The 15,047-nt window shown below is 68.7% G+C and carries 12 protein-coding genes; 3 read left to right on the forward strand and 9 right to left on the reverse strand.

Annotated features, from left to right (window positions below):
- Nucleotides 1–16: 16 nt before the first annotated feature.
- Nucleotides 17–1,426, reverse strand: a complete 1,410-nt coding sequence (locus ABQE89_RS07440; protein WP_448415639.1) for a WS/DGAT/MGAT family O-acyltransferase — start codon at nt 1,424–1,426, stop codon at nt 17–19.
- 189 nt (nt 1,427–1,615) lie between these two features.
- Here ABQE89_RS07440 and ABQE89_RS07445 point away from each other — a divergent pair, with 189 nt between their 5' ends.
- A complete protein-coding gene (locus ABQE89_RS07445) occupies nt 1,616–2,113 on the forward strand; it encodes an Rv3235 family protein (RefSeq protein WP_448415641.1) in 498 nt (165 codons plus the stop codon).
- Nucleotides 2,114–2,120: 7 nt separating this feature from the next.
- Here the strand turns inward: ABQE89_RS07445 and secA are convergent, their stop codons facing one another.
- The 8 genes from secA to ABQE89_RS07485 all read right to left on the reverse strand — a co-directional run bounded on the left by secA (nt 2,121) and on the right by ABQE89_RS07485 (nt 12,134).
- On the reverse strand, nt 2,121–4,943 hold the full coding sequence (gene secA, locus ABQE89_RS07450) for a preprotein translocase subunit SecA (RefSeq protein ID WP_448415643.1): 2,823 nt from the start codon (nt 4,941–4,943) through the stop codon (nt 2,121–2,123).
- A gap of 104 nt (nt 4,944–5,047) precedes the next feature.
- Nucleotides 5,048–5,731 (reverse strand): ribosome hibernation-promoting factor, HPF/YfiA family, encoded by a 684-nt coding sequence (hpf, locus tag ABQE89_RS07455; RefSeq protein ID WP_448415645.1) that lies wholly within the window; start codon nt 5,729–5,731, stop codon nt 5,048–5,050.
- A gap of 264 nt (nt 5,732–5,995) precedes the next feature.
- Nucleotides 5,996–6,625 (reverse strand): ComF family protein, encoded by a 630-nt coding sequence (locus ABQE89_RS07460; protein WP_448415647.1) that lies wholly within the window; start codon nt 6,623–6,625, stop codon nt 5,996–5,998.
- 49 nt (nt 6,626–6,674) lie between these two features.
- Entirely contained in the window at nt 6,675–8,435 is a 1,761-nt protein-coding gene (lpqB, locus tag ABQE89_RS07465) for an MtrAB system accessory lipoprotein LpqB (RefSeq protein ID WP_448415649.1), read from the reverse strand.
- Nucleotides 8,432–10,096 (reverse strand): MtrAB system histidine kinase MtrB, encoded by a 1,665-nt coding sequence (gene mtrB, locus ABQE89_RS07470; RefSeq protein WP_448415651.1) that lies wholly within the window; start codon nt 10,094–10,096, stop codon nt 8,432–8,434. Before mtrB ends, lpqB begins: the two co-directional genes overlap by 4 nt.
- Before the next feature lie 28 nt (nt 10,097–10,124).
- The gene (gene mtrA, locus ABQE89_RS07475; RefSeq protein ID WP_014814652.1) at nt 10,125–10,811 is read right to left on the reverse strand and encodes a two-component system response regulator MtrA; all 687 of its coding nucleotides are present in this window, start codon (nt 10,809–10,811) and stop codon (nt 10,125–10,127) included.
- Nucleotides 10,812–10,871: 60 nt separating this feature from the next.
- Complete coding sequence (locus ABQE89_RS07480) at nt 10,872–11,501, reverse strand: dTMP kinase (RefSeq protein WP_448415653.1); 630 nt, start codon at nt 11,499–11,501, stop codon at nt 10,872–10,874.
- A gap of 156 nt (nt 11,502–11,657) precedes the next feature.
- Entirely contained in the window at nt 11,658–12,134 is a 477-nt protein-coding gene (locus ABQE89_RS07485; protein WP_448415655.1) for a MarR family winged helix-turn-helix transcriptional regulator, read from the reverse strand.
- 93 nt (nt 12,135–12,227) lie between these two features.
- On the opposite strand from ABQE89_RS07485, the gene ABQE89_RS07490 reads away from it, so the two are divergent.
- Together ABQE89_RS07490 and ftsH are read left to right on the forward strand one after the other, a co-directional pair.
- The gene (locus ABQE89_RS07490) at nt 12,228–12,995 is read left to right on the forward strand and encodes an SPW repeat domain-containing protein (RefSeq protein WP_448415658.1); all 768 of its coding nucleotides are present in this window, start codon (nt 12,228–12,230) and stop codon (nt 12,993–12,995) included.
- Between the two features lie 78 nt (nt 12,996–13,073).
- The gene (gene ftsH / locus ABQE89_RS07495) at nt 13,074–15,044 is read left to right on the forward strand and encodes an ATP-dependent zinc metalloprotease FtsH (RefSeq protein WP_448415660.1); all 1,971 of its coding nucleotides are present in this window, start codon (nt 13,074–13,076) and stop codon (nt 15,042–15,044) included.
- Nucleotides 15,045–15,047: the final 3 nt, after the last annotated feature.

Genomic DNA, 15,047 nt, shown 5'->3' on the forward strand with positions numbered 1-15,047 from the left:
CAAATGTGGCGCCGGCTCACGTGGCGGCCTCTATCAGTTCTTCCACCGACTCACGCAGCAGCCCTGGCAACACGTCGATATCGCTCATCGCCTCGCGGTCGGCGTGGATGCCGTAGTAGAGCATGCCGTTGTAGGACGTCACCCCGATCGCGAGCACCTGGTTGCTCAGCAGCGGCGGCACCGCATAGGTCTCGAGCAGTTTGGCCCCCGCGACATACATCTGCTTCTGCGCGCCGGGCACATTGGTGATCAACAGATTGAACAGTCGGGCCGAGAAACTGGTCGCGACACGAATTCCCATGGCGTGCAAGGTCGGCGGGGCGAAACCGGACAGTGTGACGATGGTTCTGGCGTCCACCAGGCTGGCGGCGGTCGGATGCGATTCGGTGGCGTGCGCGACCTGGGACAGTCGCACCACCGGGTTCCCCTCCCCGACCGGCAGGTCGACGAGAAACGGTGACACCTCGCTCATCGCCTGGCCCGGACCCGAGGTGTCCAGGTCGGCGTCGGGATAGACCGCCATCGGCGCCATCGCGCGCACCATCGTCGTCGAGGTCACCGGCTCCCCGCGCGACAGCAACCAGTTGCGCAGCGCGCCGGCCACCACCGCAAGCACCACGTCGTTGACGTCGCAGTCGTAGCGGGCCCGCACCAGCCGGTAGTCGTCGAGTTGGTGGCCGGCCACGGTGAATCGGCGATTGCGCGACACGGTCGTGTTCAGCGGGCTGTTCGGCGCGGTGCCGCGCGCGACGGTGCGGGCGACCTCGACGAATCGGCGCCCGACGTCGAGCAGTTGGCCCCCGCTGGCGGCCAGATCGGTGACCGCCGAGCGCACCGCGCCGAGTTGGTCGGCGGGCCGGGTGATCCATTCCCCCGCCGCGCCGAGCAGCAGTTGACCGTCGCTGGGTTCGCGGGCCGGGATCCAGATGTCCTCGCCGAACTCCGGCGGCTTGGCGGTGCGATCGGCGATGACGTGTCCGATCTCCAGCGCCGTCATGCCGTTGACGAGGGCCTGATGAGATTTGGTGTACAGCGCGATGCGGCCCTTGGCCAGCCCCTCGATCAGGTACATCTCCCACAGCGGTCGCGACTTGTCCAACGGCCGCGAGCCGAGCCGCGCGATCAGTTCGTGCAGTTGGGCCTCGCTGCCCGGCGAGGGCAGCGCCGAGCGGCGCACGTGATAGGTGATGTCGAAGTCGGGGTCGTCGACCCACACCGGGCGCGCCAGGCCCAACGTCACCTCTCGCACCTTCTGGCGGTAGCGCGGGATCTGCGGCAACCGCTGTTCGACGGTGCGCAGCAGGGTCTCGTAGCTCAACCCGCTGCGCGGTTTGCGCAGGATCGCCAACAAACCGACGTACATCGGCGTCGACGTGTTCTCCAGCTGGAAGAAGGATGCGTCCGCCGCCGACAACCTGGCCACCATCGCGACGCCGCTCCTCCCCGTGTCCTCATGCGGCCCGGCCGCGGTTTGCCTCTCACGCAACGTTATCCGCAGGTGCGGCCTGCGCGCATCACGGGTGCATCGACACCCCCGCGAACCGTGCGATCATGGACGGGTCTGTGACTCTCCAGCAGACGTCGCCCCGCCACGTCGACAGCTGGAGAGTAACCAATGTCAGTCCCGCAGCACCCATCCGAACAATCCGCCCTGGTCGCCCCAGTGATCGACTATGAGCCGCCGGTGATCGGCACCGCCGCATGCCGGTCGGTGACACCGCTGCGCAGGCGCGCGGCCCGCGCACCGCGGGTAGCCCGGCCCGCGGTCCGGGAAGCCGCACCACCGCCCACCGCGGTGATGTTCGCCGACGCCGCGCTGCGCCGGGTGCTCGAGGTGATCGACCGCCGCAGGCCCGTCGCGCAGCTTCGTCCGTTGCTGGCGCCGGCGTTGCTGGACAGCGTCATCGCCATGACGCGGCCGACCAGGGCCAAGACGCCGACTGCGACGCTGCGTCGGCTGCGGGTGCGCACGGTCGACGGTTACGGACCGCTGTGCGTGCCCGAGTGCGAGGTGTTCGGCACCTACACCCGCGGTCGGCGCGTGCATGCCCTGGCCGCACGCATCGAACTGCACCGCGACCGCTGGCGGCTGGTCGCGCTGCAGCTGGGCTGAGGTCGGCTTACCGCCTGCGGCTGGCCTTGGCGGCCTTGGCCTGCTGCCGCGCGGCCTCCCGGCGCTCCTTGCGCGTGCCGCCGGGCGCCGCGTGCTTACCACCGCCGCCACCGGACCGCTGCACCTGCGCCGACCCGTCCTCGGACGGCCCGGAGTACGTCAGCGGCGGCGGTGCCTCGTCGTCAATTCCCTTGGCGCGCAACCCCGTCGGGGCGGGCCGTTCCTTGGTGGCGACGCCGCCCTGCTCGGCCGCCTTGGCCGCTGCGGCCTGGGCGAACTCGGCGAGCCCCTGCGGGGTGGCGACCGGCGCCACCGCCGGTGCGGGCGCGGGCTCCACCGCCACGTTGAACAGGAAGCCCACCGACTCCTCCTTGAGGCCCTCGAGCATGCCGACGAACATGTCGTAGCCCTCGCGCTGGTACTCCACCAGCGGATCGCGCTGCGCCATGGCCCGCAGCCCGATGCCCTCCTTGAGGTAGTCCATCTCGTAGAGGTGCTCGCGCCACTTCCGGTCGAGCACGTTGAGCAGAACGTTGCGCTCGAGCTGGCGCATGGCGCCTTCGCCCGCGATCTCCTCGAGCTGCTTCTCGCGGTCGGCGTAGGCCCGCTCGGCGTCGGCGATCAGCACCTCGAGCAGCTCCTCGCGGGTCAGCTCGCCGGGCTCGCCGATCGCGTCGGAGTCGATGAGGTCGTGGTGGTCGATGCCGACCGGATACAGCTGGCGCAGCGCGGTCCAGAGCTGTTCGAGATCCCAGTCCTCGGCGTAGCCCTCCGCGGTGGCGCCGTCGACGTAGGCGGTGATCACGTCGACGAGCATGTTGTGGGCCTGCTCGGCGAGATTCTCGCCCTCCAGGATGCGCCTGCGCTCGGCGTAGATGACCTTGCGCTGCTGGTTCATCACCTCGTCGTACTTGAGGACGTTCTTGCGGACCTCGAAGTTCTGCTGCTCGACCTGGGTCTGCGCGCTCTTGATCGCGCGGGTCACCATCTTGGCCTCGATCGGCACGTCGTCGGGCAGGTTCAGCCGGGTCAACAGGCTCTCCAGCGTCGCGCCGTTGAACCGCCGCATCAGCTCATCGCCCAGCGACAGGTAGAACCGCGACTCGCCCGGGTCGCCCTGGCGGCCGGACCGGCCCCGCAACTGGTTGTCGATGCGGCGCGACTCGTGCCGTTCGGTGCCCAGCACGTACAGGCCGCCCGCGGCGATGACGTCCTCGGCCTCCTTCGCGCATTCGGCCTTGACCTGCGGCAGTACCTCGTGCCAGGCCTTCTCGTACTCGTCGGGTGTCTCCACCGGATCGAGGCCGCGGTCACGCAGCCGCTTGTCGGTGAGGAAGTCGGGGTTGCCGCCGAGCACGATGTCGGTGCCGCGACCGGCCATGTTGGTGGCCACCGTGACCGCGCCGAGGCGGCCGGCCTCGGCGATGATCGACGCCTCCTGCTCGTGGTACTTCGCGTTGAGCACGTTGTGCGGGATGCGGCGCTTGGTGAACTGCCGCGACAGGTACTCGGAGCGTTCCACGCTGGTGGTGCCGATCAGGACCGGTTGGCCCTTCTCGTAACGCTCGGTGACGTCATCGACGACCGCGATGTACTTGGCCTCTTCGGTCTTGTAGATCAGGTCGGACTGATCCCTGCGCACCATCGGCTTGTTGGTCGGGATCGGCACCACGCCGAGCTTGTAGATCTCGTGCAGCTCGGCCGCTTCGGTCTGGGCCGTGCCGGTCATGCCGGCGAGCTTGTCGTAGAGCCGGAAGTAGTTCTGCAGCGTGATCGTGGCCAGCGTCTGGTTCTCGGCCTTGATCTCGACATGCTCCTTGGCCTCGATGGCCTGGTGCATGCCCTCGTTGTAGCGGCGGCCGACCAGCACGCGGCCGGTGAACTCGTCGACGATGAGCACCTCGCCGTCGCGCACGATGTAGTCCTTGTCGCGCTGGAACAGCTCCTTGGCCTTGATCGCGTTGTTGAGGTAGCTGACCAGCGGCGAGTTGGCGGCCTCGTAGAGGTTGTCGATGCCGAGCTGGTCCTCGACGAACTCGACGCCGAGTTCGTGCACGCCGATGGTCCGCTTGCGGATGTCGACCTCGTAGTGCACGTCCTTCTCCATCAGCGGCGCGATCCGCGCGAACTCGGTGTACCAGTTCGACGCGCCGTCGGCCGGGCCGGAGATGATCAGCGGGGTGCGCGCCTCGTCGATGAGGATGGAGTCGACCTCGTCGACGATCGCGAAGTTGTGGCCGCGCTGCACCAGGTCGGCCAGCGAGTGCGCCATGTTGTCGCGCAGGTAGTCGAAGCCGAACTCGTTGTTGGTGCCGTAGGTGATGTCGGCGGCGTAGGACTCGCGACGCTGATCGGGCGTCATCTGCGACAGGATGACCCCGACGTCCAGGCCGAGGAACCGGTGCACGCGGCCCATCCACTCGCTGTCGCGCTTGGCCAGGTAGTCGTTGACCGTGACGATATGGACCCCGTTGCCGGACAACGCGTTGAGATAGGCCGGCAGCACCGAGGTCAGGGTCTTGCCCTCACCGGTCTTCATCTCGGCGACGTTGCCGAAGTGCAGCGCCGCGCCGCCCATGATCTGCACCTTGAACGGCTTTTGGCCCAGCACCCGCCAGGCCGCCTCGCGGGCCACCGCGAACGCCTCGGGCAGCAGGTCGTCGAGGCTTTCGCCGCCCTCCGCCCGCTTCTTGAACTCGTCGGTCTTGGCCCGCAGTTCGGCGTCGGAAAGCTTCTCGATGTCGTCGGACAGGGAGTCCACATAGTCGGCCACCCCCTTGAGCCGTTTGACCATGCGGCCCTCGCCGAGGCGCAGCAACCTATCCAGCACGCTTGTTCCCCTATGGGTTGGAATCGATGAGCTCAACCCATGGTAGGTGACGTGCGCGCCTTGCCGGCCCGACCGCGCAAGCCGGGCCGGTCAGACGTGCCGAATCAGGCCAGCCGGATCAATCCGTAGTCGTAGGCGTGGCGGCGGTAGACCACCGACGGCCGGTCACTTTCCTTGTCGTGGAACAGGAAGAAGTCGTGGCCGACCAGTTCCATCTGCGACAGGGCGTCGTCCACGGTCATCGGGGTGGCCGGGTGTTCCTTGATCCGCACGATGCGCCCGGGTTCGTAGCCGTCGACCTGAGACTGGGCCCCGCCGACCCCAGAGTCGGCCGAACCGCCGGTCAGGTCGGGCAGCGGCGTCATCGCGGTGGCCTCGGCCACCGACACCGGCCGCTTGTCGCCGTAGTGGATCTTGCGGCGGTCCTTCGCGCGGCGCAGTCGTTCCTCCAACTTGTCCAGCGCCGACTCGAACGAGGCGTAGAAGCTGTCGCCGCAGCCTTCCGCTCGCACCACCGGGCCGCGACCGCGCGCGGTGATCTCGACGTTCTGACAGTTCTTGCGTTGGCGCCTGTTGCGCTCGTGGTGCAGTTCGACACCGAACAGGTGGATCGTGCGGTCGAGACGTTCCAGACGAGCCAGCTTCTCGGAGACATAGGTGCGGAAATGGTCGGGAACCTCGACGTTGCGACCCGTGACCGCGACTTCGGCGCGCGGCTCGGAATCGGGTTCGGGCTTGACGTCCTCGACCACCATCGTGCGGTCAGAATCCAGGGAATGGGTTGACATGCTTGACAACTCGTTTCTCTTTGCGTCCGCACGCGTGCGCGTGCCCGGCTTACTTCCAAAACGCGCCGAGGGGCTGGCATGTCTGCGCCGCCCGCCGGTGCAAGGTGTCGACTGCTCACCTCCTACCGTTGGTCGGCGAAAGTGGCGCTACATGATGAACATGATGCGCGCCGCCGTGAGGCATTCACGGTGCTTGATGCCGACGGTAGCCGTGTTCATCCGGTAGTGCCAGTGATTCACTGGTCCGTTTCCAGTTCTTCACTTTCAGGCGTTCGCGATCGCAAGGACCGCCACCGCCGACGCGCCCGCGGCCTGCAGGACGCGCACCGATTCGGCGGCCGTCGCGCCGGTGGTGACGACGTCGTCGACGACCACGATCTCCCCCGCGACGGGTCGGGTGATCCGCACCCGGCCGGCGATGTTGCGTTGGCGGTCAACGCTGGACAGGCCGACGGAGTCGACCACGAAGGCCCGCATGCGCAACACCTGCGCGACGGTGACACCGGTCAGGCCCTCGGTGGCGGCGCGGGCGATGCGGGTGACCGGATCGCCGCCCCGGCGTCGGGCCGACGACCGACGGGTCGGGGCGGCCACCACCGTCAACGGTGCGCCGAGCACGCCCCAGCGCAGCAGGTTGGCCAGCGCGCCGTGCAGCGCGAGGCCCAGCGGGTCGACGAGGTCGGCTCGCCCGTGTTCCTTGACCGCGACGATCGCGGCGCGACGCGGGCCGACATAGCGGCCCAGCGCGAACACGGGCACGCCCGGATCCACCCGGGGGCTCACGACATGGGGTTGATCGGGCCTGACGACGAGTTCGCGCGCGCATGCCCGGCACCACCGGGTGGAGGGGGCGCCACACCCTCCGCACTGCAGCGGCAGCACGAGGTCGAGCATGCCCCGATCATCGCGCTCGACTCTGACAGCTGCTCAATACTTGGGGCGCCTACCCCGGGAGCACGGGCACTGCGCCGGCCACCATCAGCGGACCGACCTCCACCCAGCCGGGATCGTCGTCGACGGCCGAACCCGACAGCTGCAACACCCCGCGCGCGTCGGCGACGTAGACCGTCGAGGGATTGGCGACCACGGTGGTGACCGGCATCAGCAGGTTGCGGCTGGGCCCGTCGGAGTTGACGCCGTCGAGGTTGACATATGACACCGGGTGTCGCGGGTCGGTGCGGCTGACGACGATGTCGTCACCGGTGCGCCAGGACAACGAGACCACGGTGTTGCGCATGCCGAAGCCCAGTCGCCGCGGATAGGTCAACGCGTATCCGCCGTCGGGGGTCTGCTGCACTCCGGCGAGCACCACCTGGCCCTCGATGACCATCGCCGCGCGGGTCCCGTCGCGCGACAGTTGAAGCTCGGTGATCACGCCGGGAAACCGGTTCGCCACGATCGCGGTGTCGACGGGCAGGCGGGCCGGCCGTCCGGAGGCGTCCTGAATCACCCGCACCACGTTGATGCCGTCGAGCACCACCCAGATCGCGTCGTCGAGCGCCCAACTCGGCCGTGACATGCTGCGCCCGTCCAACACCTGCGCGGCCTGCCCGCCGAGCGGACCGACCCACAGCGACGACGCCATGTCGGGTGCACCCGCCCGCACGGTGACCACCGAGGCCACCTCCTGCCCGGAGCGCGACACCGTGGCCGCCGACTGCCCGGGCATCGCGCCGAACGCGCCCGGGACCGGGGGCGCGCGCTGACCGTCCAACGCCACCAGTGAACCGCCCACCAGCGCGTGCAGGCCCGCCGCCGCGCCGGACACCGCACCGGGGTCGGTGACGGCCACATCCGAGGTCTCCCAGCCGTCGGCGAACCGGTCGTCCAGCGCGGTGCCGTCGGCGTTGATCACGTACGGCCCGCTGACCCCGGCCCGGTTCAACGTCCAGATGATCTGCGCCGCAAGGAGTTGCCTGCTGTGCGGGTCGGTGGTCGACAGGTTGTCCAGGTCGACGCGGGCGCCGCCGTACCCGCGTCCGACCCCCATCTTGCCGCCGTCGGCACGGGTCACCGGACCGCGCAGCTTCAGCGGCGGCCCGAGCAGGTTACGCACGGTGTCGGCCATCTCGGGACGTGGCCCGGCAATCAGCTTGCTCACCAGTTCGGTGGCCAACTGATCGGGATCGGAGACCGCCACATAGCGCGGGTCGGGCACCACCGTGCTCCCGGTCGGGTCGACGAAATACAGCGTGTGGCGCTTGTAGGTGGACTGGAACTGCTGCCAATCCAGAAAGACCCCGTTGGGCAGCTTGTCGATGCGCCACCCGTCGGGCGTCTTGACCAGTTCGATCGGCTCCGGATCGGGCAGCGCGCCTTCACCGGTCTCGAAAACGCCCATGTCGGAGAGCGATCCGAGGATGTCGGCGCGCATGCGCACCGATACCCGGTCGGGCCCGCGGGTCTCGACGAACACCACGTTGTCGATCAGCAGCGCGCTGCCCGCGTCATCCCATTCCCGCGAGGCCGATTCGGTGAGGAACTGCCGGGCGGCCAGATGCCGGTTGGCCGGATCGGCGGTGGCCTTGAGGAATTCGCGCAGTAACACGTCGGGGTCCATGCCCGGCGTCGGCTTGGGCAGACTGGGCGGCGCGGGCCGGTCGACGGTGCCGATGGCTTGTGGCGCAGACGAACTGGGCACGCCTGCGCAGCCCGCCAGGCCCAACACCAGCAGCCATACGAACAACAGTCGCAGGGGTTTCACACGCTCTCCTGCGCCGGTTCGCGGTTGCCATTGGGTCTATTGGATCGCGAATCCTGTTCGGGCTCCATGGGTTTGAGCGGCAACGGGCTGGTGGTCACCTTGTGGCCGCGCACCAAGGGCAGGGTGAGTCGGAAGCACGCGCCCTTGCCCGGCTCCCCCCAGGCCTCCAGCCGGCCCTGGTGCAGCCGGGCGTCTTCGATGCTGATCGCCAGCCCCAGCCCGGTACCGCCGGAACGGCGCACCCGCGACGGGTCCGACCGCCAGAACCGGCTGAAGACCAGCTTCTCCTCACCGGGGCGCAGCCCGACCCCGTGATCGCGCACGGTGACCGCGACGGTGTCCTCGTCGGCGGCCATCCGGATCCGCACCGGCTTGCGTTCGGCGTGATCGATGGCGTTGGCGATGAGGTTGCGCAAAATGCGCTCCACCCGGCGCGCGTCCACCTCGGCGATCACCTCGTCGGCGGGCACGTCGACCACGAGTTCGACCTCGGCGTCGGCGGCGAGGTGCCCGACGTTGTCCAGTGCGCTTTGCACCGTGGCGCGCAGGTCCACCGATTCGACCGACAATTCGGCCACCCCGGCGTCGTGACGCGAGATCTCCAGCAGGTCGTTGAGCAGCGACTCGAACCGGTCGAGCTCGCTGACCAGCAGCTCGGTCGAGCGGCGCAGCGCCGGGTCGAGTTCCTCGCTGTTGTCGTGGATCAGGTCGGCGGCCATCCGCACCGTGGTCAGCGGGGTGCGCAACTCGTGGCTGACGTCGGAGGTGAAGCGGCGCTGCAGATTGCCGAACTCCTCGAGCTGGGTGATCTGGCGCGACAGGCTTTCGGCCATGTCGTTGAACGACACCGCCAGCCGGGCCATGTCGTCCTCGCCGCGCACCGGCATGCGCTCGGTCAGGTGGCCCTCGGCGAACCGCTCGGCGATGCGCGACGCCGAGCGCACGGGCAGCACGATCTGGCGCGCGACCAGCAGGGCGATCGCGGCGAGCAGACCCAGCAGCACCACCCCACCGGTGGCCATCGTGCCGCGCACCAGCGCGATCGTGGACTCCTCGTTGTTCAGCGGGAAGATCAGGTACAGCTCGAGATTGGTCACCGACGACGTGGAAGCTGTAGTCGGGCTGCCGACGATCAGCGCGGGCCCGGAGAAGGTGTCGGTGTGCACGGTGGCGTACTGATAACTGACCTGACCGGCCTTGACGAATTCCCGCAGTGCGTTGGGCACCTGTTGCACCGGGCCCGCCGCGGTCGCCGCGCGCGGCCCGTCACCGGGCACCACCAACACCGCGTCGAAGGTGCCCGCCAGCCCGGGGCTGGCGTCGGCGGTGCGGTCGATCAGCGTGTTGCGGGCCAGTTGCAGGCTGCTGTCCAGCGAGCGGGTCTCCTCCCCACCGACGATGCCGCTGACCGTGGCGCGGGCGCGGTCGACCTCCTCGGTGGCCCCGCGCACCTTGACCTCGAGGATGCGATCGGTGATCTGGCTGGTCAGCACGAAGCCGAGCACCAGGATGACGGCCAGCGACAGCCCGAGGGTCAGGGTCACCACCCGCAACTGCAGGGAGCGGCGCCAGGCCAGACCGAGCGCGCGGCCCAGCGCGCCGAGGCCCCGGACAAGCGGGGCCGACCGGCGGTGGATCCGCCGTCTGGAACTGAAGATCACGGCCACCGCCGAGCGGCGAGCGGTGCGATCACGGAGGTCCGGCCTTGTACCCCACTCCTCGAACGGTCAACACCACCTGCGGGTTCTCCGGGTCCTTCTCGACCTTGGCCCGCAGGCGCTGGACATGCACGTTCACCAAACGGGTGTCCGCGGGGTGTCGATACCCCCACACCTGTTCGAGCAGCACATCACGAGTAAACACCTGCCGCGGTTTCCGCGCCAACGCCACCAACAGGTCGAATTCCAGCGGAGTCAGCGAGATCTGCTCGCCCTGCCGGGTGACCTTGTGGGCGGGCACGTCGATGTCGACGTCGCCGATCGAGAGCATCTCGGCGGGCTCGTCTTCGTTGCGCCGCAGCCTTGCTCGAACACGCGCCACGAGTTCCTTGGGTTTGAACGGCTTCATCACGTAGTCGTCCGCGCCCGACTCCAGGCCCAGTACCACGTCGACGGTGTCGGTCTTGGCCGTCAACATCACGATCGGCACGCCCGAGTCCGCGCGCAGCACCCGGCATACGTCGATGCCGTTCATGCCGGGCAGCATCAGGTCGAGCAGCACCAGGTCGGGCCGCAGCTCGCGGACCGCCGTGAGGGCCTGCGTCCCGTCACCTATGACCGCGGTGTCGAAGCCCTCTCCCCGCAGCACGATGGTGAGCATCTCAGCCAGCGACGGGTCGTCGTCGACAACCAGAATCCTTTGCCTCATGGTGTCCATGGTGTCACCGAATCGCGATAAAACCCGGGTAGCACGCCCGCGAGTCGGCTTGGAAGTCGGCTATTGAAGCAGCTCGGTGGCCAATACGGCGGCGTCGACGTCCGCTTCGGCGGTACGCCACCGGCCGCCCCAGCCGGCCGCGGCCAGCTGCCGGTACACCTCGCCGGTGCGTCGCTGCAGACCGTCGTCGCGTTCGTAGGCGTCCTTGACCCGGTCGGCCTCCTCGCGAGCCCGGTTGTCGGCGCGTTCGGCGGCCAGCTCGGCGGGTACCGCCAACAACACCTGGGCGGCCGGCGGCGGTAGGCCCAGGCGGTCGTATTCGAGTCGGCGCACCCATTCGACAACCTCGCCGTCGGCGCCCTGGTGCAGCCGGGCGGCGCTGTAGGCGGCGTTGGATGCGACATAGCGGTCCAGGATGACGACGTCGTTGCCGGCGCTCAGGCGCGCGATCTCGTCGCGGGCGCCCGCCCGGTCGAGGGCGAACAGCACCGCCATCGCGTGTACCGATTCGGCCAGGTCGCCGTGTGCGCCGTGCAGCGCCTCCGCGGCGAGATCGGCTTCTATCGAGATGCCGTACCGGGGGAACGCGAGGCTGGCGACCGACTTGCCGGCCGCCTCCAGCGCGGCGCGCAGGCCGGCAGTCAGCGTGCGCTTGCCCGCACCGTCGACGCCTTCGATCGCGATCAGCACGGCTGTGACCCTAGCGGCAGGTTCGCGATTCGCGAGATCGACACCATGGTCGTGGTCGGCGACGTATCACGACCCTCACGTCATTTTCGACGAGGCTTCGACGGTGAGAAGCGCCCTGACCTATCCGCTACAGACGGGCGGCGGTCAGAGCAGTGCTCATCGGGTCGACCGTCGGGGTTGGTCCGATGCGGTGAGATCGTCGGCGAACCGGCTGAGAAGTGTGGCCAGCAGCTGCCGATCACGGCCGGGCCACTGCTCCAAGGCCTGCGCGATGACCTGGGTGCCTGCGATGTCCATGCGCTGACACGTCCGCTGTCCCTTCGCGGTCGCGGCGAGCAGAACGGCGCGCTTGTCGACAGGGTCCGGCCGGCGCCGGATGAGCTCGCGCAGCTCGAGCCGGCGAACCTGTGGGGACATGGTCGACTTGTCCACGCCCTGCCACTGCGCGAGATCCGAGACCCGCACCGGGCCGGCCGCGACGATCGCGCGTAGCAGGTCCACGTCGATCGGCGAGAGATCCTGTCCGGCCCGACCGAGCAGCTTGACGCGCGTGTCCGGACGGTTGGACCACCGCGCGATCTGCCTGATCGCCTCGTAGATCGAGCGGTCTTCGCCCAGTTCGCGTTCCGCCATGGTCTCTCCTGCCACAATAGTTGGGCTTTCCCCAACTAAATCGTTTATAGTTGGATAATACCAACTAATTGTCACAAGGAGGACGAGACGTATATGACGCGACATGACAGAGCAGCCCCATCGGCGAGATCGTGGATCAGCGGCCTGGGCCTGGCAGCCGGCGCCGCCGCGGTGGCGGGCTCTCTCACGGTCACCGAAACGGCAGTCGGCGCCGGCCTCACACTCGGGTTCGGCGCATTCATCGCGTTCTTCGCATTGCTGTCACTGCTGGTTCGCAACCGCGCGCCGAGCTACTTCGGCCTGCTCGTGGTCGGCGTGGCGACGTTCCTCATGCCATTTCTGGGCGAAGCGTTCGTCACCGATCGCGGCGCCGCGTGGACGGCCTGGGTGGCGGGCTTTGCCGCGATGGTTCTCGGCGGCGTGGGCTGGCTGCGTTCCATACCGCCCGCAGGGCTTGTCGCACCGGGCGCGCAACCCGCAGGCAGTGCCGAGCGCGGTCCGATCGCATGGCTCAGCCGAGCGGCCCTGGGCGTCGGCGTGGCCACGGTGCTCGCGGCCATCGTGATGCCCGCCAGCACCGCCGGCGTCGTCGTCAACGTGGGGCTGGGCGGGATGGCGGCGGTGATCGGCCTTTGGTCGCTTCTGGCCGCGGACGCGACGCGTGACTACATGACGCTCGCGATCGTGGGCTTTGCGCTGTTCGTTTCGCCGTGGGTGGTCGGTTTCGTCGGTGAGCCCGCGGGCGCGACGGCGTCGATTGCCGGTGCGATCGTGACCGCGCTGGGCCTGAGCGGCTACCTGCGGGCAGAGTCGATCAGCCCGAGGCGGGCCCGCCGCAGGGCCACCACCGAAGCGCGTTGACACCCCCTCGCGCGGCCGAGCGTCGGGAAGACGACGCTCACCTCCGGCAGGCGGCAAAACCCGACTAATTTGGAGACGATGAACGAGTCACCGCGGTCCAACGGCGCACGCAAGGCAGAAGCGTCCGCACCTTCGGACAGGGCCGACCCCAAACCGTGGCGCACGGAGGGGCTGCCGACCCAGGGCGAGGGCGCCGACGGCGACCGTCCGCGACCACGCTGGTGGATCATCCTGATTTACCTCGGACTCGGCTACCTGCTGGTGTTCAGCATGTTGTCGGTCCAGGATTCGCTGGGCGGACCGACCCAGATCGCCTACACCGAGTTCACCGCACAGGTGGACCAGCACAACGTCGCCGAGGTGTTCTCGCGGGGCGACACCATCGAGGGCACCCTGCGAGAACCCAGGCCCGTACCCGACCAGGACGACCCCGCCAAGACCTACGAGCGATTCACCACCGAGCGCCCGACGTATGCCCGGGACGATCTGCTCACCCAGCTAAAGGACGGCGGCACAAAGGTTTCGGCGACCCCCCTGACCAACGACCGGGGCATCTTCTGGAACCTGTTGATCTCGTTTGCGCCGATCCTGTTGCTGGTCGGGTTCTGGTTCTGGCTGTTCCGGCGCGCCCAGAAGATGGGCGGCGGAACCGGCATGTTCGGCGTGAGCACCCGCAAGAAGAAGCCCGTCGACCCGGAATCGGTGCGGGCGACCTTCGACGACGTCGCGGGCATCGACGAGGTCAAGGCCGAGATCAACGAGATCGTCGACTATCTGCGCAATCCGGAGAAGTACCGCAAGCTCGGCGCCAAGGTGCCCAAGGGGGTGCTGCTGACCGGCCCGCCGGGCACCGGAAAGACGCTGCTGGCCAGGGCGACGGCCGGCGAAGCCAACGTGCCGTTCTTCTCCGCCAGCGGCGCCGAGTTCATCGAGATGATCGTCGGCGTCGGCGCTTCCCGGGTGCGCGAACTGTTCGAGGAGGCCCGCAAGGTCGCCCCCGCGATCATCTTCATCGACGAGATCGACACCATCGGCCGCTCCCGCAGCAACGCGGCCACCGTGGGTGGACACGACGAACGTGAGCAGACGCTCAACCAGATCCTCACCGAAATGGACGGCTTCAGCGGGTCCGAGGGTGTGGTGGTGCTCGCCGCGACGAACCGACCCGACATTCTCGACCCCGCGCTGCTGCGACCGGGACGGTTCGACCGCCAGGTCACCGTCAACCCGCCCGACCGCAAGGGTCGCGTCGCCATCCTCGAAGTGCACACCCGTTCGGTGCCACTGGCCGACGACGTCGACCTCGACAAGGTCGCCGCCGCGACACCCGGAATGACCGGCGCGGACCTGGCCAACCTGGTCAACGAGGCCGCGCTGGCCGCCGCGCGCGACGGGCTGACCCACGTCACGGACCGCTATCTGTTCGACGCGCTCGAGAAGGTACAACTGGGCACCGCCCGCCACATCGTGTTGCCCGAGGAGGAACGTCGCCGCACCGCCTACCACGAGGCCGGCCACGCGCTGCTGGGCATGCTGCAACCGGGCGCGGACCCGGTGCGCAAGGTGTCGATCATCCCGCGCGGTCATGCGTTGGGCGTCACCCTGTCCACCCCCGACGAGGACCGCTACGGATACACCGCGGACTACCTGCGCGGGCGCATCATCGGGGCGCTGGGCGGGATGGCAGCCGAGGAGGAGATCTACGGCGTGGTCACCACCGGCTCCGAGAGCGACCTGGAGACCGCGACCAACGTCGCGCGCGGCATGGTCGGCAGATGGGGCATGTCCGACCGCGTCGGCCCGGTGTCGGTGCTGCCGCGTGAGGGTGATCCACGGATGGCAGGCATTTCGGACTCCATGCTGGGCGCCGTCGACCAGGAAGTCCGCCGACTCATCGACGACTGCTACGCGGAGGCGCGAGAGTTGTTGCGCAACAACAGAGACCGACTCGAAGGTATCGTCGCGGAGCTGCTGGTCCACGAGACGCTCAACGAGGACCAGGTGTATGCGGCCGCGGGTGTCGCCAGGGGCGCCACCGTGAAGGCCTGACGG

Source organism: Mycolicibacterium sp. XJ1819 (genome assembly GCF_053483675.1).

Excerpts from the sequence above, each read along its gene's own strand:
- ABQE89_RS07440 (WP_448415639.1), bottom strand. The coding sequence starts at position 1,426 with ATGGTGGCCAGGTTGTCGGCGGCGGACGCATCCTTCTTCCAGCTGGAG.
- ABQE89_RS07445 (WP_448415641.1), top strand. The coding sequence starts at position 1,616 with ATGTCAGTCCCGCAGCACCCATCCGAACAATCCGCCCTGGTCGCCCCA.
- hpf (WP_448415645.1), bottom strand. The coding sequence starts at position 5,731 with ATGTCAACCCATTCCCTGGATTCTGACCGCACGATGGTGGTCGAGGAC.
- ABQE89_RS07460 (WP_448415647.1), bottom strand. The coding sequence starts at position 6,625 with ATGCTCGACCTCGTGCTGCCGCTGCAGTGCGGAGGGTGTGGCGCCCCC.
- mtrA (WP_014814652.1), bottom strand. The coding sequence starts at position 10,811 with ATGGACACCATGAGGCAAAGGATTCTGGTTGTCGACGACGACCCGTCG.
- ABQE89_RS07485 (WP_448415655.1), bottom strand. The coding sequence starts at position 12,134 with ATGGCGGAACGCGAACTGGGCGAAGACCGCTCGATCTACGAGGCGATC.
- ABQE89_RS07490 (WP_448415658.1), top strand. The coding sequence starts at position 12,228 with ATGACGCGACATGACAGAGCAGCCCCATCGGCGAGATCGTGGATCAGC.
- ftsH (WP_448415660.1), top strand. The coding sequence starts at position 13,074 with ATGAACGAGTCACCGCGGTCCAACGGCGCACGCAAGGCAGAAGCGTCC.